Source organism: Hymenobacter sp. GOD-10R (assembly GCF_035609205.1).
Lineage (GTDB): Bacteria > Bacteroidota > Bacteroidia > Cytophagales > Hymenobacteraceae > Hymenobacter.
In genome coordinates this window covers 1751650-1771225 of the sequence record NZ_CP141184.1, presented here as the reverse complement: position 1 = coordinate 1771225, position 19576 = coordinate 1751650, and the positions used below count along the sequence as shown (strand labels likewise).

Genomic DNA, 19576 nt, shown 5'->3' with positions numbered 1-19576 from the left:
TTGATGTTTTTCCGCGTGGCGGTGTTACTGTGCTTGGTTGCTTGCTGGAGCCTTGTCGTCCTTTTTGGTTATGTCGCTGGAGAAAACGACAAAAATAGCACCCGCAGCCATCAACAAAGCCCCCACGATAAGCTGCCAATTCACTTTGTCTTTCAGGAAAATGACGGCTAAGGTGATGGAGAAAACCAACGACACTTTGTCCAGCGACGACGTGCGCGAAGCGGCACCTAGCTTCAGCGCGTAAAACGAGCACAGCGACGACAGGCACGTGACAACGCCCGCTATGATCAAGTAAATCCAAGCCTTGCGCTCGATACGGCCTAGATCGGGCAGGTTCCCCTGAAAAATCACCACTGACCACGACACAATCAGAATCAGCACCGATTGGATGGCGAAAGCGAGGCTTGAATCAACGTTTTTGATGCCTGCTTTCGACAGGGTAACCACTACCGCCGCCAGAAACGCCGCCGACAAAGAAAAAAGAACCCACATACGCTTTGGCTATCCGGCTTTTATAACACCACACCTATCCGATCTGCCGGTCAGGCTATCTGCCTAACAGTACGGCTGCCTAGGCACTTGGTTGTTTACCTCGTTGGAGCTCAGCGCTAACAACATGCGGGGCGGTTTTGGGGTACAATGGCTCGGTTTGGTTCTGCCCCAACCCGATGACGAACCGGCAGTATTGCGGTCGATTGCCGGTCGGACGCCTTAGGCGTCCGACTAGTTGTTGTAGAATGAGATGCTAGAATGAGTTGCGTGCACCTAGGTCTGCGACGACAACCGGTCGGACGCCTAGGGTGTCGGACCGACGAACATCAGCAAAGGGCAGCCTACCAGCACATGCTTTTACTTACTCGATTTATGCGTCAGAAGCTTATTCTCTTCACTGCTTTACTTACTCTTCTCTTTCAAACGGTTTCAGCCCAAAACCTAACCGGTCCGCGCGGAGAGGTTTTCAGCCGTCGCATCGTTGCGCGCCAACTCAGCGACCCGTGGGAGGTGACGTATGGTCCGGATAATTACCTCTGGGTCACGGAGGCGAAAGGTTACCGCGTCAGCCGCATCAACCCCGCCGACGGCAGCAAACAAGTGCTGCTCGACATCAGCAAGGAGCGGCAGTTTCCGCGCTACGATAAGATCCCCGAGAGCATTGATGGCGGTAAGCCCTGGCCCCAGGGTGGCCTGATGGGCATGGCGTTGCACCCACAGCTTTTGCAAGGCAAGCCCTACGTGTATCTGGTTTACCTCTACCGCTTTGCGAATGCCGATGTGCCCGGCAAAGGTGGCAAACCCAACTACGGCGGCTACTACTTCACCACGCGTTTGGTGCGCTACGAGTACAACCCGCAGGCGCAAAAGCTAGGTAACCCCGTCACGCTCTGCGACACCATTCCCGGCAGCAGCGACCACAACGGTGGCCGCTTGGCTGTTGCACCCGTTGAGGGCAAAGACTACCTCTTTTACGGCATCGGCGACCTAGGTGCCGGACAGTTCGACAACGGCGGGCGCCCGAACCACGCCCAGCAAACCAACTATTACGAAGGCAAAATTCTGCGCTTCAACCTGGAGCCAGATGCCGACACCAACGCTTCCGACAAGTGGGTGCCCAACGACAACCCCTTCTCTACTGCCGTCCGCCAAAACGCTGTGTGGACGTACGGCAACCGCAATCCGCAGGGGCTAGCGTATGCCGTCATCGGCGGCGTGGGACATTTGTATTCTTCCGAACACGGCCCCTTCTCCGACGATGAAGTGAACTTGCTGGAACGCGGCAAAAACTATGGGCATCCGCTGGTGCTTGGCTACAACGACAACAACTACAACGGTTTGGCCGCGGGCGTGTCGGAGCATGCCATGCTGCCCGGTGTGTGGCACACGACGTATCCTTTCATTAAAAGCGAAAACGAGAATGCGAAAGCCATCGGTGCCTCCTACCGCGACCCGATCAAGACGCTGTACCCAAACTCGAACGCCTTCCTCAACAAGCTCTTCGTCAAGACCCGCAACCATGACCCTGACACGCCCGAGTGGCCCTCCGAAGCCCCGAGCAACATTGCTGTGTATACAGCGGCGGCCATTCCGGGCTGGCAGAACTCCCTCCTACTGCCTACCCTCAAGCACGGTAAGCTCATTCGCCTGCAACTGAACGCAGCCGGCACCGGCGTTGTAGGCGATACGCTCACATATTTCCGGGCGCCCGTCCGCTACCGTGACCTAGCTTTCTCCCCCGACGGCACTAAAATCTACCTGGCCACGGATAGCTCCTCGGTCACCTCTGGGCCATCGAAAGAAGATCCGCAGGGCACCAACTGCAAAGGGTGTTTAGTAGAATTCACCTACCAAAGTGGCGGCAGCTCGCCTAAGCCTAGCCCATCTTCGAGCAAAGCGCCAGCCCCTAAGACTGCCATTCCTACCCCAACATCGCGTCGGCGTCAGTAGCCTGAGAAACCTATGGAAGGAAGAGCATCATGCTTCATTTGGCGTCCGCTGGTTGAAGCATCTCTACCGCTTCGTTGCCCAATGTAGAGGCGCAATATTTTGCGTCTGGTCGTTGCTGATGTTGTTTACCTAGGTCGTTCTAGGTGGGTCGTCCAACGACGAGACGCAAAGTATTGCGTCTCTACATCGTACGGGTGTCGGCAACAAAGCACACAAGATACTTCGGCAAGCGCAGCATGGTGCTCTTGCGTTTACTTGCCTTTATCCACAATCTGCAAAGGCAAGAAGACGCTCCTAAAACTCTGATTTTCTACTTATCTTGGAGGTTAAGGTTGAGTGTTTGCGCCTCAGCAAGCCGCTTTTTGACCTTTTCTCTGATGAAATATTTTCTTTTCCTGCTTTGCTGGTGCTTACCCCAACTCTTGCTCGCGCTGCCCCTGAAAAAGCCGCTGCAAATTGCGGAGCGGTTTGTTGCCAAAGAGCAGTGGCCGGAGATGAGAAGCTACCTCAGTGGCGAAGTGCTCCAACAGGCCAAGCAGCAGAGCCTAGGGCAGCAGATCCCCCCGCAGTTGCAGCGCCGTTGCCAACTGCTTCAGCAAGATTCTGCCTCAGCCGTCGTGACGGTAGAACTGCGTGATACCGTGAGCCGCAACGACTTCTACCTCTACTTTGCTAAGGAAGAAAGCACTTGGAAACTACGTGCCGTGCGCGGCCTTGCCATGACGGGCGTAGGGCAACAGATGCTGGAAGTACTCACCACCATGCCCGCCTCCGAAGTAGCGCAGTATGATCAACGCCACCCGGCCGCGCCGCATGCCTTCACGGTCGGCAACCTCAAGCTGTGGATCGGAGCCGATGCTACCATCATCGAGCACTTCAAGCAGAATCAAGCCGAGTTCAAACAGGTGGTCGACTTGGTGCAAGCCCGCCAGTATTTCCCCCCGCGTGCTGACGTGCTAGCCCTAGGCGAGCAAGCCGCCAATGCTGACCCGGCCATCAGTCAGATACTCCAGTCGCTGTTTATCAGCCGCATCACGCGCCGCGACACTGGCTGCGGCACCTGCCTGGAGTTTCTCATTGGTGGGCTAGTTGAAAACACCGTTGGCCTACTCTACCAACCCGACGCCAAGGCCGTGCCCGCCATCAACCCCGACAGTATCATCGTTATCAAACCCATCGGCAACGGCTGGTATTTGTATAAGACGACTTAAGCGCACTAAGTCTAGAGCTAGAGAGCACCCCTCCTTTTTTAAGGAGGGGTGGCCGCAGGCCGGGGTGGTTAGGCTAGGGCTAGAAGATTAGACCTAGCCTTCTAGATCGTTCAATGCTCTTAACCACCCCCAACCCCCTCCTTAAAAAAGGAGGGGAGCTTTCTAGCTCTAACCCTAGCATTAGCTTGAGGTGCTTAGGCAGACAGCAGGCCACTCTCATCCTTCAACCCTACACCTGAAAGCTTTCTTCTGAGCGCCTCTTGAATAAGGAAGAACAGCTTATCAGCCGCCAGCGGATACCCTAGGCCTTCTGGGCGGATGTTTGAAACGCAGTTGCGCGCCTCATCGGTAAGGCCCGGTTTGGGTGCGTAGGTGAAGTAAGCGCCTAGGCTACTCGGCGAGCTTAACCCTGGTCGCTCCCCTATTAGCATCAGCGTGAGCCTAGCCTTCAGCAGTTCTCCGATTTCATCACCAATAGCTACCCTAGCTTGCTCGGCCAAGGTGATAGGCGCCAACCGAAAACCCACTTGCTGCAACTGAGGCAGCAGTAGGCGTAGCAGCGGTACCGCGTGCTCGTTGATAGCCGTTGCCGACAAACCATCGGCTAGGATGATGGCAATATCACACGCGTCAGGAGCTTGTTCCACCAACAGCGCTTTGGATTCCTCATCTAGCTTGCGACCTAGGTCGGGGCGCTGCAAATACTCCTGCCGATTCTGCGCCTGGCTTTTCACCTGACACACAGCTAACTGTAGCTGCCCTAACTCAGCCAGCAACTCCTCCGTCGCCAGCACCGAGTACACCGCATCCCGAGCGTGCGCGTGCGCCATCCGAAACGCTAATGACTCCCGCAGCGGCACGCTCGTGCCCGTGCGACCTAGCGCAATGCGAGCACCAGTAAAGGCGCGCAGCCCCGCCCAAGGATCTTCGGGCGAGTCGGGGGAAGGCAATGCGGGCAAATTTTCGGGCATAGCTAGGTTGAAAGTAGAACGTCATGCTGAGCTTGTCGAAGCATCTCGCGTGCTATGCTAACTCTAATCATCAGGAAATTACTACTGTACGCGAGATACTTCGACAAGCTCAGCATGACTTGGGGCCTCCAATATCTGTTTATAAGCTATTGCTGATTCCTCAATAGTTGCAGCGTCTTGCTGTCTTTCGCGCCGCCGTAAAACTTATCCAGCACTTGTTGAAACACCGGATTGGTATCAGGCAGAGCCGCAAACAGCGTCATAGAAGACTTCAGCTTCATATCATCCGGGCTGCCGAATATGCGGTACGCATCATTACCCGGCTGCTTGAGCAATTCGCTGGAAATCTCCACCAACCGGCTCCCCAACACCGGATGAGCTAGGTATTCCTCTGCTTCGGCTGCGTCTTTTATAGCGTAGTACTTCGACGTTTCACTGAAGCCTAGCCCTTGAATCTGCGGGAAGATATACCACATCCAATGGCTGCGCTTTCTACCGTTTTTGATTTCGGATAGCGCGGTTTGGTAATCGGCTTGTTGGGCGTCGAGGAATCTACGCAATTTATTTTCTGTTGGCATATTGCATGAGTAATTAAATTACCAAAGCTTACGCTATCTATATCCGAGGTTAAGCTCTTTCATCTCAAAATAGCAGTCTTCGCAAACAAATTTTATTTGCGCAAATTCCATTGACTTATCATTCCATCCTTTCTCTTTCTTTCTAACACGCTCACACTTATTACACCAGGCTTGAAAGTCGTCATCTTCTAATAACTCCATACCTCCAAAAGTCTCAAAGGCTTCTTCAAAGCCAACTTTAGTACTGTGGTTAAGATGCTTACAGACGAAGGCTATTCTTCTATATTCGTGAGCACCGCACTCAACGTACCTAGCTTTAATACTTTGCGCAGTTTCACTATCAACCAACTCCGTTATAACCAAAAATATCTGCAAGTGTTCGTCAACAGGCCGATAAGTACCTATACCATTTGTCAATTTAGCTGCAATTGCAGTAAACTCCCATGCTTCAATTTCGTCGCTTTCGAAATATGCGTTTGTGAGCTTGTTAAAATTATTTTTTTGTCCAAATTCTTTAGCGACGTTAGTTATTTCTTTGACATTATCAAGGGTATTATCATTATCCCACGCCCACTTCCAAGTATTTGTCTTCTTTGAGAAACTTCCCACTTGGAAATATTTGAAATTTAATTCCACATCATCAGTCGAAAAGGTAAATAATCCTGTCGATTGATTATAGAACCAGTTCTCATACCAGCTCAAATTGTACTCTTCTCGGAATTTGTTTTGCAAAACTTTCAACTCCTCAACACATTCCCCAGCAAAAGCATTGTAGTCTAAAGCTTCCAAACCATGCTCAGTTATATTGTCAAAAATTACGTCTGATATTTACATTATCGCTATTCAGTACTTGCGTGAAGTAGCGGCAATCAGCTTTTGTGCAAGTTCGTAGCGACAATATAGCTGCCGTTAATTGTATTAGCCCTACAGAGTGGCCTACAAACCTAGCAAAACCAGTGTCTAGCCTTACTTGCTCTTCAACGAAATAGTCGCGCTTTCCAACCCGCTAGCCTGCGCTTTCAACCGGATCGTTCCGGCTTGCCCTTTTTTCCCGCGCACAATAACGAGACACTTGCCATTAAATGCCTCCCGTTCCGGCGAAGCAAACGACTCTATATTGGCTGCATCCCCGTTGTCAGTGGCGACAATCTCGCCGGGGCCTTCGATAAAGAATTGGATCTTGTTCTTGGCATTCGATACGGGCAAGCCGTTTTTATCGGTGAGTTGCGCGGTTACGAAGATGAGGCCCGTTCCTGTGGCATCCATCGTCGCACGGTCGGCGGTGAGCTTGAGGCTAGCTGCTTCGCCTGTAGTTTTCACGACATCCTCTGCCCAACGCTTGCCGTTCTTGTAAGCTACCACCTTCAACTCGCCCGGCGCGTACACCACGTCGTCCCAGCGCACACGGTACTCACCTGCTGCTTTTTTCTTGCGACCCAGCGACTTACCGTTCAGGAACAGTTCGGCCTCGTCGCCGGAGGTGAAGACGTGCACGGGCACCACCTGACCTAGGCGCTGAGGCCAGTTCCAGTGCGGCAGCAGGTGAGCCATGGGCACCTCCGGGCGCCAATAGGCTTGGTAGAGGTAAAAACGGTCTTTCTTGAACCCGGCCAGGTCGATGATGCCGGAATAGGAGCTGCGCGAGGAGTAGTAGGGCGTGGGCTCACCTAGGTAGTCCCAGCCCGTCCAGACGAAGCCGCCGGCCACGTAGGGGTGCTGCGCCATGGTGGCAAACACCTTATCGGCCGACGACCCAAACGCGACGGAATATAGCTCATAGGCGCTTACCTGGTGCGTTGTCGGGTCGCCGCCCTGGCCGTCGAGCACGGGGGCGCTGTTGCCGTTGAAGACCGGAAGCAGGTACTCGCCGCGGCTACTCAGCGCCGAGGCGTTCTCGCTGCTCAGAATCATCTTGCCGGGAAATTTCTTGTGAAACTCCGGGAACAGCGGCGGCGTGGTTATGCCCTTTAAGCCCTTGTAGGCGCCATCGTAGCGGATGCCCTCGCCCTGGTAGTTGAGGCTGATGACGTCTACTACGGCTGGCAGCGGCATGTCGGGCTTGGCGTAGTTCATGGCCACGGTGGTTGGGCGGGTGGGGTCTTCCTCTTTCACGATGGCATGCAGTTCCCTCGCTACGGCGGCGCCTCTCTCGCCCGTGTACTGCTCGCCCACCTCGTTGCCAAAGCTCCAGAGGATAACGGAGGGGCTATTCCGGTCGCGGCGCACTAGGGCCCGCAGGTCCTGCTCGTGCCAGTCGGGGAAGATGAGGTGAAAATCGAGCGGCGTCTTTTTCGTTTCCCACGAGTCAAACACCTCATCAATTACCAGAAAACCTAGGCGGTCGGTCAGCTCCAGCAACTCGGGTGCGGGCGGGTTGTGCGACATGCGGATGGCATTACAGCCCATTTCGCGCAGAAGTTGCAGCTGGCGTTCGGCAGCCCGCACGTTGAAGGCGGCACCCAAGGCACCTAGGTCGTGGTGCTGGTTGACGCCTTTGATAACGATGTGCTCCCCATTGACAAAGAGGCCTTTATCAGGATCAAACCGCACTTCGCGAATGCCAAAGGTGGTCTGGTACGTGTCGAGCGTTTTACCTTGGGCCGAAACGGTCGTCACGGCCACGTACCGATTATGCGTTTGGGTAGGCGGCGGTCCCCAGAGCTTGGGGTTAGTTATAACAACCGAACCAGAAACGGTGTCGGCGGACTGGGCCCGAATCGTCGCCTTCGTCGGAGCTAGCTTAGCTAAGGACCGGCCGGTTTTTTCGCCATTGGCGTTCAGGGCGTAAATCTCCGTTGCCACGTCCACGCTGGCGCTGCTAGTGGCCTTGTTGGCAACAGACACGCGCAAGTCGATGGTGGCCGCGGCCTTGCTCACGTTGCGGGTCTTGACGACGGTCCCCCACTGGCCCACGTGCACGGGGTTTACCTTGGTCAGCCACACATTGCGGTAGATGCCGCCCCCAGGGTACCACCGCGCCGAGCCGGGCGGATTATCCAGGCGAATAGCGAGCTGGTTATCGGCACCGGGAATGAGATAAGGTGTCAGGTCCAGGCGCCAAGACGAGTAGCCGTAGGGCCAGCCGCCCACCAGCTTGCCATTCATCCACACCATGGCGTACGACATGGCCCCGTCCACGTCCAGGTAAATGGTGCGACCTGCGTCGGAGGCCGGAATCTGAAGTTTCTTTCGGTACCAAGCCACGCCTTGCACCGGTAAGCGGCCCATGCCCCCGCCAATGGGCACCCCCTCACCCACGTAGAAAGGCCCTTTGATGGCCCAGTCGTGCGGCAGATCCACGCTTTCCCACGCTTGGTCGTTGAACTGCGTCTGCACAAATGGGAAGTTGCCGCCCGGATTACCGGCGGGGCGGGCGTGGCGCTTGGCCGGGTCTTTCAGAAAGGCGTTGCCCGTGGGCAGAATCCACGGCTTGAGCACGGTTCGGTTGGCCGTCACAGCCACAGCTTCGGTGGGTCGGGAGTCGGCGGCTTTGCTGTCCTGCTCGTTCCGCACTTCCGGCCGCACGTCGTAGATCAGGCTGTCGGCCTTTTCGGGCGAGTCGTACCGGAAGAACTTCCAGCCTTCGTTGATCAGGATATGCTCCCTAGTTGCTAGCACCGCATAAGGTGGCTTATCGGCATCAGCTATCTTCTTGGAAAAAATATGATTAGTTAAAACAGCAAGCTTTTCACCATCAATGGAAAAGGCTGCTAGCAAGCCAACGACGACAGGAAAAAGCGCGGATATTCTGAGCATGCAAGGCTAGCTAGGTGCAGTGAATTGGTTGTTTATAGGGCTAATGTAAAGCAACGCACCTCCCAAAACTATACGGACCTGTTGCATACAAGCCGCTTAACCAACTACTAAGCTAGGTGCAGCAGCGCAGCCGACTCAACCAAATTTGCAATCTAGCCGAGCAGAGTTTAGAAAGCCGTAGGTAGCCGTAGATCATGCTGCGCTAGCCGAAGCACGACGGTCTAACAGGCATAACCTGATTGTAGAAAGCTCCGGATTCAAAAGTTAGGGTCGAAGTTGAAGTAAATAGGATTCGACAGCCCGACCATCTTTTCGCTCAGCGCCATCGACTCGGGCACCTGCGGGTAGGCCGTAGGCGGCCCCTGCACCATCACACGGTAATACGTCCGCCCGAGCGTTGCCGGCGTATCGGTAAACTCGGCCATGGCCGTTTTGCCGCTTATTTGCAACGTATCCAGCTGCCCGCCATTCTTCACCACGCTGACGGTATAGGCGGCTCCCGGCGCTAGCTTGCCCGTGAGCTGCACGCGAAACTTGACGGGCTTGCCCGTGGCAACGACATTGTCGCCCATCATCAGGTCCATTTTGCCATCTTGGTTTAGGTCGGCGTAGAACTCAACGCGCGGAGCGTACGGGTTGGCGCTAACCGAAACTCGCCCGTTGGTCAGGGCGTCCACGACGGCCTGCGTGGTACGCGCGGTGGCGAATACCCAAGTCGTGGGCGTGCCTACGTAGTTGGCTTTTGCCTGCTTGCTATTGGGCGTTGCTTTGTCGGGCGCATCGGGAGTGCCGTGGTGGGCGTCGCTCCCGCCCCTACCCGTCAGCTTACGGCCTGAGGAAAGCATGTCGTCCCAGATCATGATGGCATTGGCGTTCTTAGACCACAGCACGGAATTCCACACTTCCAGCGATTCGAGCATGTCGTAGGAGTAGCCAAAATGGTCCTTCCCGCTCGGGTGGTTGGCCGACAGATGGATACCTAGCTCCTTCTTCACCGCCCCGACTACCATGTCGCGCTGGTCGCGCACGTCGTAGAGCCGCTGATGATCGTAGGGGCGAGCCGAAAAGGCGTTGCCGTGGCCGCGCGTGGTAGTCCATTCGGCGCCGTAGAGAAGCAATACTGAGTTGGATTTGAACTCGGGGTCGGCCCAGGTGTTGTGCGCCACGTCGCCCTCCACGTGGTTGTCGTGGTCGGTGATACCTAGGTAATCCATGCCGACTGACTGGGAGAAAGCCAGAATCTTCGCAATGGGGTTGTTCGAGGACTCTTTGCTATGCCGAGAGTGCACGTGCAGATCTCCCTTCAGCCACACCCCGTTCGTGATGCTAGCAACTGGCGGCGGGGTATTAATAATCGTCGGCGCCCACGGACTAGTGTGGCTCGATTGCCCTAGGGCCGTATTGCTCACGCCGCACGTAATCAGCAGCAAGCCAGCTCCGAAGGCACTCGTGAACAGATGGTTTTTAAGGGTACTCTTAGATGCCATGGTGCAGCGCTTGGTTCTGGTCAACACGCTGCTTTTCTAATCACCTGGGATGAGCAAGAAGCGTAGCGTAGTCATTCTTGTTTTGGTCGGCAAGAATACGCGCAGCCGCGAGTGCACTCCTATTTATTGACGTTAGTAAATTATTAACATTAATACACACAAATTGATCATACACAAATATTTTTGGCTATAATTTAAAAATAAATCTAATCTTACGTATTTTAACTCCGCATGTTAAAACCACTTTAGCAATGTTTTCTTTAATCAAAAAATTCGCTTTTCAATTGATCAGGCTCTATAAATACCGACATGGTATTTCCACTCTCAGGATAACGCATTATATTCAACTGAAATTTTAGATCCATCCTTTTAGCAAAATGTATTAAGAAGTCATAAGACTCTTGTTTTATCCCTCTTGGAACCAGATCAAATTCCTTTGTTCTTTCTATATACTCAGCTGCCAAATTTTTAGACAAAAACAACATTATCGATCTTGGAGTATCCTTAAAGCTTACTACATGATAAGAACCGGTTAAAACTTTGTTTTGCATTTCCATAAGCACATAGAATGGTTCTCCTTTCGTATACTCATTAGGTAAATAAATTTGTTCTAAACGTTTTCCAATAAGATTAAATAAGTTTGGCAAATCGCTAGTCACCATCAAAATAATACCATGCTCTATAGCATAGCTTTTTGCTCCAGATTGAAATCCATTGCTAGAGATGAAAACCCCAGTAATCTTTTGCGATCTATAAATTTTACCATGAAAATCTCTTATTTTGCTGATTTCAACTGGCGATGAATAATTCTTGCACTCAATTGCAACCCTATGTCTAATCTTGGCTTTGGTAAACTCATAGTATATATCAATCTCATCCGTATAACCATGCCTCAATAATTTCACATTACGAGAAATTATAATAGGCTCGTCATCTTTACTTGTTTCCAAATCTAAAAGAAGCCTATAAACCTTTTCTATATACTCTTCAAAAAGAGCACCTTTATCTTGGCTGTTCACAAAGTCAGATTCTGTATTCGTAATTCCTTGAAATTATCACCAACACTTATACTCACGTAACTATCGCAATTACATGAAGCATCTCGAAACAGGATGTTTCACAGAGGTTTCACCGTCCTACCTCTAATAACCGGTGCCCAGCCTGCGCTGGCAACAATTTTCCCCGCTCATCAAAAATCCCCTGCTGCAACAGCCACGCCTCGAACTCTGGCGCGGGGCGCAGACCTAGCACCTGACGCACGTACAGCGCATCGTGGAAGGACGTGGACTGATAATTCAGCATAATGTCGTCGGCGCCGGGCACGCCCATGATGTAGTTGCAGCCGGCCACCCCTAGCAGGGTGAGCAAGTTATCCATGTCGTCTTGGTCGGCTTCGGCGTGGTTGGTGTAGCAGATGTCCATGCCCATCGGCAGACCTAGGAGCTTGCCGCAGAAGTGGTCTTCCAAAGCAGCCCGCGTAATTTGCTTGCCGTCGTAGAGGTATTCGGGACCGATGAAGCCGACAACGGAGTTGACCAGCAACGGCTGAAACCGTCGGGCTACGGCGTAGGCGCGGGCTTCGCAGGTTTGCTGGTCGAGGCCGTGGTGGGCGTTGGCCGAAAGGGCGCTGCCCTGCCCCGTTTCGAAGTACATGACGTGTTGGCCCAAGGTGCCGCGATTCAGGCTCAGCGTGGCTTCCCAGGCTTCCTGCAACAGACCTAGGTTCACACCGAAGCTGGCATTCGTGGCCTCGGTGCCGCCGATGGATTGGAACGTCAGATCGACCGGCGCCTTCTGCTCGATCAGCTGCAAGGCCGTCGTGACGTGGCACAGCACGCACGACTGGGTCGGAATGGCGTACTGCTCGCGTACGGCATCCAGCATGTGCAGTAAGTTGCTCACGACTTGCGGGTTATCGGTGGCCGGATTGATGCCGATAACCGCGTCGCCGCTGCCGTAGAGAAGGCCGTCGACGAGACTGGCAGCAATGCCGCGGGCATCATCGGTAGGGTGGTTGGGTTGCAGGCGCGTAGCCAAGTGTCCGCGCAGACCTAGGGTGTTGCGAAATTGCGTGACGACTTCGCACTTGCGCGCCACGGCAATCAACTCCTGGTTGCGCATGAGCTTGGACACGGCCGCTACCATTTCGGGTGTGAGGCCGGGAGCTAGGTTTTGCAGCGTCGGCGTATCGGCGGCTTCCGAGAGAAGCCAATCGCGCAGCTGCCCTACGGTGAAGTGGCTGATAGGCGCAAAAGCTACGGCATTGTGCGAATCGAGGATGAGGCGGGTGACTTCGTCTTGCTCGTAGGGCACGAGGGCTTCTTGGAGAAAGGTGCGTAGCGGCACGTCGGCTAGGGCGAGTTGGGCGGCTACGCGCTCCTCGTAGGTTTCTGCCGCTACTCCGGCCAGCACGTCGCCGGAGCGCAGCGGCGTGGCCCGCGCTAGGAGTGTTTTTAGGTCCTCGAAGACGTAGGTGTGCTGGCGGATGGTGTAGTGGTACGACATAACCGTTTCGTTTTTAGTGAGCTTACGTGGGACCTCACCCCCTAGCCCTCTCTTCAAAACAGAGGGAAACTAACTTTAATTGTATCCTAGTCTAGCAGCTAAGGTCAAGAATTAGATCTAAGGTTAGTTCCCCCTCTCTTTTGGAGAGGGGGCTAGGGGGTGAGGTCCCCCACCAGCGCAGGCTTCAACAGCACGTACACGCCCAGCATCAATCCTAAGCCCACGAAGAAGATAACGCTCAGCAGCAGGTTGTAATAGACCATTGCGCCAAGACTCAGCAGCGACAAGGCCAAGGCGACAAGCGGAAAGAACGGGTACAACGGCGCCGTGTACGGTCGCGCTAGCCCCGGCTCCTTGCGGCGCAGCACAAACAGGCTCAGCAGGCTCATGATGTACATCACCACCGCCCCAAATACGGAGAGAATGATAACTTGATTGGTGGTGCCGGTGAGCAAGGCTAAGCAGCCAACTACCCCACCGGCCACCAAGGCCCAATGTGGCGTTTGGCGGCCGTTGAGCCGAGCTAGGGAGCTAGGGAGGTAACCGCTGCGAGCTAACGCAAAGATCTGTCGCGAGTAGCCGATGATGGTGCCGTGAAAGGAAGCCACCAGCCCAAACAAGCCAATGCTAGCGAAAAACTTCGTCCAGCTGCTGCCTTTGCCCAGCACGATGCCGAGCGCTTCCGGCAACGGATAATCCATGTGGCTCAGCTTACGCCAATCAGCAACGCCACCGGTGAGCACCATGACGCCGAGCGCTAGCACCACTAGCGTGAACATACCGTAGCCGTAACCTTTCGGGATGGTGCGGCGCGGATGCTCTACTTCTTCCGCTACCATCGCCACGCCCTCGATGGCTAGGTAAAACCAGATGGCAAACGGCAGGGCGGCAAACACACCAGCGGCACTCAGCGGAATGGGATTAGCGAGGAAAGTACTGGTCTTGAAACTTGGCGCCACTAAGCCCATATACAGCAGCAGCTCAGCCACTGCCAACAACGTGACCACTAGAGAGAAATTTGCCGACTCTTTAATGCCCAGCAGATTGATCAGGGTAAATAGCAAGTAGCACCCTAACGCCGTGTATAGCACCGGCAAGCTAGGGTACAGAAAATGCACGTAGCTACCTAGGGCAAACGCAATAGCCGGCGGCGCAAACAGGAACTCCACTAGCGTGGCATAACCGGCCACGAAGCCGCCGATTGGCCCAAAGGCCCGATACGAATAAGCAAACGGCCCACCCGCGTGCGGAATGGCGGTAGTTAGCTCAGTGAAGCTGAAGATGAACGCCACGTACAACACCGTAATCAGGAGCGTGGCGACGAGAAAACCGACGGGCCCGGCAACTTCCCAACCATAGTTCCAGCCGAAGTACTCGCCCGAAATCACCAGACCCACGGCGATGGCCCACAGGTGGATCGGCTTCAGCGCTTTCTTCAGACCGGTAGATTCAGGAGGCTTCGTCATAGGAGGCGAATCATGGTTTACCTCCTCAATATAGCAGCCGAACGCCCGTCTAGGAAAAGCTGCGCCGAAACGACTATTTTTTCCGCATGAAACCAGCTTTACACTTCGCCTGCCCGCTCCTACTTGGCTTTGTCTTCGTGAGCTTTGTGCAACGCTACCACGCCTCCCTAGCCCAAACGGCGCCTGCTAACGGTAACACCATCAAGCTGCTGGCGCTTAATCAACCGCCCTGCTCGGTGCCGTCGCCGGAATCAATGATTACAGCTAGGCTCGCCTACCACATTACCGAGCAGGAGCAGTCGGAGCATGGTTTTTCCGTGTCTATCAAGTTTCAGGGTACTGATCCGCGCATGACGTTTTCGATGGGACTAGCGGGCCAGAAAGCCGGTGAAACGCTGGTCACCAGCCGCAATGACACGCTCACACTCCGCTACCCAATGGCCGCCATTTGGGGCAATCCGCGACTCAAGCGCCCAATTACGTGCTACTTCTACCTGCACCGCTACACCGCACCGGGCCGCAGCACCGTCATTGCCAAAACGCCTCCGGTTGTTTTTGCGGAATGCCAGTAGCACTAACCTTTTTGACCTGGCGCTACTCCGCTAGCTTACGCCATTTGCCGATGAAAGGGGCAGCCGAGCAAGCTAGGTGCCGCCCCGACTTTATTCGTGCTGCGCACATTTTCGATGATGAAGCTGCTCTTGGGCAGCGTGGGCATCCGGTCGAGCGGGAAGCAGAGGTCTTGCGCGGGCACATCGTAGGTCATGCCGCGGGTGAGGTAGGTAATGGCTAGCTTCACCGTTTCGATGGTCAGCCACTCGCCGGCGCAACGGTGGCCACCGAAGTAGTCGCCGCCACCTTGCGGAATGAAGTTATAGGCGCTGCCATTCCACGACCTGAACCGTTCGGGGCGAAACGACTCAGGCTGGTGCCACTGCCGTGGGTCGCGGTTGGTGCCGTACACATCCAGCAACACCAAGCGGCCCTTTGGGAATTTGTAGCCGTGCCACTCAAAGTCTTTGCGAACTACGTTACCTAGGAAAGGCGCAAACGGATAGTAGCGGCGCACCTCGTGCATAAACCACTCTAGGTACTCTTCGTCGCCGGTGCGCAAACGGGCACGGGCTTCGGGGTGCTCGTGCAGGGCGAGAGCGGCGAAAGTGATATACCAGCCAATAGCCGTGATGGGCCGAACGATGTTAATCAGCTCAATGGCTGCCATGCGCGAGTCCATCAGCTTGCCATCTGGTTCGCGGTACCACGCCATGCGGTAAGCCGCCGACTCTTCAGGCACTTGCAGCTTTTCTTTCCGAATCTGCTTGATGATGCCTTCTATCCACTTTTCGGCCCGCGACCTAGCCCGCTTGCCGCGCCAGTGCCGCGGCCCAACGCCCCCGAATGCATCCACCATGCGGCGGAAGTCGCGCGTGCGGCGCGTTACTTCCTCTTCTGCCAGCGGCACGCCGGCCCAGGTGCAGGCGGCGCGACACAGCAGCTCTTGCACTTCCGGGAACAAGACAACCTGCTCCTGCCTGGTCCATTGCTTAATAGAGTAGCGCCAATCGGCGGCCATGTACTCCATGAGCTTGTGCAAGCTGCCAGGCGTCATCACCGACATAAACAGCGCTTTCCGCTGCTGGTGCTTCTCCCCATCTAAGGTCTGAATACCGTGCAGCCCCATCAGCGTCGTTTGGATGCGCCTCGGAATAGCACCCGTGCGCATAAAGCGCTCATTGTCGTAAAAAACCGCGGCGGCTTCCTGCCCGTGCAGGCAGATGGCGGGCAGACCCATTAGCCGAATCTGGAAGATGTCGGATTGGTAGCGCTTGGTGCGCTTGTAGATAAAAGGGAAGCCTTCACGCACTACATCGAGGGTACTATCGAAGCTTTCGTCGCGGGGAATCGTATTCATGCGGTAGAGGAATGTAGAAAGGGGAAGCTAGGCCAGGGACACATCAATCGGCGTTGTCCCAGCCTCCTGATAAGCAGATGTTGCTGCTTACGAACCCCAGCCCAATGAGATATAGTCGAGCTCGACAAGCAACGGGTGCTTTACTACTCCCTGAATTCATTAGATTCACACCTTCCTAGTCGTTCATTTCCGCCGCCGTCGGACTACTTAGCTTGCTGCGCGCCTTTTCCCGTATACGGGTCCTATTCCGTAACCATGGTTGATTATCAGAAACTCTTCCGGGCTTTGCCCGAAAACTTTTTACTTATTGCCCCCGACGCAGACGCCACCATCGTCGACAATACAGACAGCCACGTGGCTGTTTCGTTGAAAAACCGGGAGGAAGTAGTGGGCAAACCCTTCTTTGAAGCGTATCCCGCCACCAACCAAAACGAAGGCGCCATCATTGCCGACTCGCACGAGCATGTGCGGCGCCATCTTGAGCCGCACACCATGCCGCTGATCCGCTACGATTTGGAGCGGCCCGCCGAGCAAGGTGGTGGCTTCGAGCAGCGCTACTGGCAAGCCACGCACTATCCTTTGCTCGATGAGCAAGGTCAGCTGCTGCACATTCTGCAACGGACTCAAGACGTGACGGCGCAGTACCTAGCCGAACAGCAGCGCCAATTACTACAGCGTGAGTTGGATGAGGCGCAGGCGCGCACCGCTTTTATTCTCCAATCGTTGCCTGTGCTTGTTGCCACGTTGCAACCCAGCGGTGAAGCCGATTTCTTCAACCAGCGCTGGCTCGACTTCACCGGCCGCACACTGGCGGAATCCGTTGGCTGGGGTTGGCTCGACGACTTGCACCCCGATGACCGGCCCACCGTAGAAGCCGCTTGGCAAGAAGCCTCGCAAAGCGCTACCGAGTACCAAGTAGAATACCGCCTGCGCCGCCACGATGGCCAGTACCGATGGATTTTGGTGCGGGCCGTACCGCGCCTAGGTGCCGACGGCCAACCTACTCTGTGGGTTGGTGGTGGCACCGACATCCACGAGCAAAAGCAAATGGTGCAGGAGCTGCTGACCTCCAACGAGGAGCAAGCTGCCTTGTCCGATCAAGCTTATCGAGCCTATCAACTGGCGGAACAGCAGCGCTCTACGTTCTACAACCTGTTTGTGCAAACGCCCGCTATGATCTGCATTTTGCGGGGTCCCGAGCACCGCTTTGAGTTTGTAAACCCAGAATACCAAAAGCTATTCCCGCACCGCGACCTGATCGGCCAACCGGTAGCAGAAGCTTTGCCTGAAGTAATAGAGCAAGGTTTTGTTGATCTGCTCAACAACGTTTATGAAACGGGAGAGCCTTTTATTGGAAACGAAATGAGCATCATGCTCGACCAGAACGGCGACGGACAGCTGCACCAGCGCTACCTCAACTTCACCTATCAGTTGTTCAAGGAAGCAGAGCAAAAAGCCGGCATCACGGTTTTTGCCTTCGATGTAACTAGCTTGGTTGAAGCCCGCAAATTCTTGGAAAACCGCGCTGGCGCCCCTAATGCGTAGGATTCTGCTGCCTCTCTCCTACCTTCGTGCAACTTTTCTGCTCACATGGACTTAACGAACCTGGATTTCCAACAAGCGCGGATCAAGCAGGTGCTATTTAAGTCCCGGTTACGCTCCATTCTATATGGCGTGCGTGAGGTAGATGACACGTTGTTTTCGCTGCAAAAGAACCCGCTGGGCGAATGGCTTAACACGATTGTGAAGCCCAAATACAGCAGCTACCCGGAAGTGCGCGAAATCGAACGGGTACTTCAGCGGATGCTCGATACGGGCCAAGACCTCGTGCGGCGCTACAAGAGCGGTCAGCTTGAGCAGTCGCGCGCGGGCCTCGACCAGATTGAAACGTATTCCAATCAGATTACTTCGCTCCTGCAAGCGTTGGAGCAACGGCAGGCGGCGTAAGGGCTGCTCCTAGCATAACCCTAGCTGGGCTTCTGCGGTACATGCTGCTGTACGCTAGCTTATTGGTTATGAAAACACCCGCACTTACTCCCGAATCCGCTGCTTCTTCCCGCCGCGACTTTCTTCGCCGTCTCTCCCTTGGTGTGGGGGTTGGCTTGGTTGGTCTACCAAGTTTGGCCAATGCGTTTGTTGCTACGCCTGAAGCCGAGTACGGCCTGGCGAGCCTAGCTGCTTTGCAGTCGGGGCGAAAGCTAGGGGTAGCGTTGGTGGGCCTAGGGGGCTACAGTTCCGGACAGTTGGCGCCGGCCTTGCAGCAAACCAAGCTCTGCCACCTAGCTGGCATCGTGACGGGCACGCCGGACAAGGCGACGAAGTGGAAGCAACAGTACAACATTCCCGACAAAAACATTTATACCTACGAGAACTTCGACTCCATCAAGGATAACCCCGATATCGACATTGTGTACGTGGTGCTGCCCAATGCCTTGCACGCCGAGTACGTAGAGCGGGCCGCGCGGGCGGGCAAGCACGTTATCTGTGAAAAACCCATGGCCACGTCGGTGGAGGACTGCCGCCGCATGATCGACGCGTGCAAAAAAGCGGGCAAAAAGCTCAGCATTGGCTACCGTTTGCATTTCGACCCTTATAACCTAGCGGCCATGCGCATCGGGCAAAACCAGCAGTATGGTCCGGTGAAGAAGCTGATTGCGGAGAATGGCTTCACGATGGGTAATAATCGGCCGTGGCGCATTCAGAAGAAGCTTTCGGGTGGCGGACCGCTCATGGATATGGGTATCTACTGCGTGCAGGGCGTAATTTATACGAAAGGCCAAGTGCCGGTATCCGTCACGGCGAAGTACCCACCGAAGCAGCGTCCGCAGCAGTTCAACGAGGTCGAAGAAGCCATTAACTGGCAGTTCCAGTTTGCCGACGGCTCAGTGGCCGACTGCCGCACCAGCTACGTGGAAAACGTAGGCCGCCTGCGCATGGAAGCCGCCAACGGCTGGCTCGAACTACAGCCAGCTTATGCCTACAATGGCTTGCACAGCGAAACGAGCAAAGGTCCACTGCCCAACATGCCTAGCCGCGACATCAGTCAGCAGGCCCTGCAAATGGACGATTTCGCTGATTGCGTGCTCAATAACAAGCCTACGCGCGTGCCCGGCGAAATGGGTTTGCGCGACGTGCAGCTGCTGAAAGCCATTTACCAGGCTGCTGATAGCGGCCAGAAGGTATCGACGAAAGACGTGGTAGCCGTACTGGACAAAGTAGGCGCTAAATAGCGGCTAGAGACTGGATTA

Annotated in this window: 16 protein-coding genes; 6 read left to right on the top strand and 10 right to left on the bottom strand. The window is 54.9% G+C overall.

Annotated features, from left to right (window positions below; genetic code table 11):
- Positions 1-24 precede the first annotated feature (24 nt).
- Positions 25-492 carry an EamA family transporter gene (locus SD425_RS07275; protein ID WP_324676931.1) on the bottom strand — a complete coding sequence of 156 codons (468 nt, stop codon included), beginning with the start codon at positions 490-492 and terminating at the stop codon, positions 25-27.
- 372 nt (positions 493-864) lie between these two features.
- Here SD425_RS07275 and SD425_RS07270 point away from each other — a divergent pair, with 372 nt between their 5' ends.
- A complete protein-coding gene (locus SD425_RS07270) occupies positions 865-2442 on the top strand; it encodes a PQQ-dependent sugar dehydrogenase (RefSeq protein WP_324676929.1) in 1578 nt (525 codons plus the stop codon).
- 377 nt (positions 2443-2819) lie between these two features.
- Positions 2820-3653 carry a hypothetical protein gene (locus tag SD425_RS07265; protein WP_324676927.1) on the top strand — a complete coding sequence of 278 codons (834 nt, stop codon included), beginning with the start codon at positions 2820-2822 and terminating at the stop codon, positions 3651-3653.
- A 194-nt stretch (positions 3654-3847) separates the two neighbouring features.
- Here SD425_RS07265 and eutC read toward each other — a convergent pair whose 3' ends face one another.
- The 8 genes from eutC to eat all read right to left on the bottom strand — a co-directional run bounded on the left by eutC (position 3848) and on the right by eat (position 14416).
- On the bottom strand, positions 3848-4624 hold the full coding sequence (gene eutC, locus SD425_RS07260; RefSeq protein ID WP_324676925.1) for an ethanolamine ammonia-lyase subunit EutC: 777 nt from the start codon (positions 4622-4624) through the stop codon (positions 3848-3850).
- 146 nt (positions 4625-4770) lie between these two features.
- A complete protein-coding gene (locus tag SD425_RS07255) occupies positions 4771-5184 on the bottom strand; it encodes a DUF1810 domain-containing protein (protein ID WP_324676923.1) in 414 nt (137 codons plus the stop codon).
- Between the two features lie 51 nt (positions 5185-5235).
- Complete coding sequence (locus SD425_RS07250; protein ID WP_324676921.1) at positions 5236-5991, bottom strand: DUF6882 domain-containing protein; 756 nt, start codon at positions 5989-5991, stop codon at positions 5236-5238.
- A 177-nt stretch (positions 5992-6168) separates the two neighbouring features.
- Positions 6169-8958 (bottom strand): beta-galactosidase GalB, encoded by a 2790-nt coding sequence (gene galB, locus SD425_RS07245; RefSeq protein WP_324676919.1) that lies wholly within the window; start codon positions 8956-8958, stop codon positions 6169-6171.
- 257 nt (positions 8959-9215) lie between these two features.
- A complete protein-coding gene (locus tag SD425_RS07240) occupies positions 9216-10445 on the bottom strand; it encodes a CehA/McbA family metallohydrolase (protein WP_324676917.1) in 1230 nt (409 codons plus the stop codon).
- 260 nt (positions 10446-10705) lie between these two features.
- Positions 10706-11464: a restriction endonuclease gene (locus SD425_RS07235; RefSeq protein WP_324676915.1), complete on the bottom strand. Its 759-nt coding sequence runs from the start codon at positions 11462-11464 to the stop codon at positions 10706-10708.
- A 109-nt stretch (positions 11465-11573) separates the two neighbouring features.
- A complete protein-coding gene (locus SD425_RS07230; protein WP_324676913.1) occupies positions 11574-12950 on the bottom strand; it encodes an ethanolamine ammonia-lyase subunit EutB in 1377 nt (458 codons plus the stop codon).
- 152 nt (positions 12951-13102) lie between these two features.
- Positions 13103-14416, bottom strand: coding sequence for an ethanolamine permease (gene eat / locus SD425_RS07225; RefSeq protein ID WP_324676911.1), 1314 nt, complete (start codon positions 14414-14416; stop codon positions 13103-13105).
- Between the two features lie 86 nt (positions 14417-14502).
- Between eat and SD425_RS07220 the strand changes: the two genes are divergently transcribed.
- Positions 14503-14988, top strand: a complete 486-nt coding sequence (locus SD425_RS07220; RefSeq protein ID WP_324676909.1) for a hypothetical protein — start codon at positions 14503-14505, stop codon at positions 14986-14988.
- 35 nt (positions 14989-15023) lie between these two features.
- Here the strand turns inward: SD425_RS07220 and SD425_RS07215 are convergent, their stop codons facing one another.
- Positions 15024-16328, bottom strand: coding sequence for a cytochrome P450 (locus SD425_RS07215; RefSeq protein ID WP_324676907.1), 1305 nt, complete (start codon positions 16326-16328; stop codon positions 15024-15026).
- Between the two features lie 255 nt (positions 16329-16583).
- Here SD425_RS07215 and SD425_RS07210 point away from each other — a divergent pair, with 255 nt between their 5' ends.
- The 3 genes from SD425_RS07210 to SD425_RS07200 all read left to right on the top strand — a co-directional run bounded on the left by SD425_RS07210 (position 16584) and on the right by SD425_RS07200 (position 19558).
- Complete coding sequence (locus SD425_RS07210) at positions 16584-17873, top strand: PAS domain-containing protein (protein WP_324676905.1); 1290 nt, start codon at positions 16584-16586, stop codon at positions 17871-17873.
- Positions 17874-17918: 45 nt separating this feature from the next.
- On the top strand, positions 17919-18275 hold the full coding sequence (locus SD425_RS07205; RefSeq protein WP_324676903.1) for a hypothetical protein: 357 nt from the start codon (positions 17919-17921) through the stop codon (positions 18273-18275).
- Positions 18276-18343: 68 nt separating this feature from the next.
- The gene (locus tag SD425_RS07200) at positions 18344-19558 is read left to right on the top strand and encodes a Gfo/Idh/MocA family oxidoreductase (protein WP_324676901.1); all 1215 of its coding nucleotides are present in this window, start codon (positions 18344-18346) and stop codon (positions 19556-19558) included.
- Positions 19559-19576 lie beyond the last annotated feature (18 nt).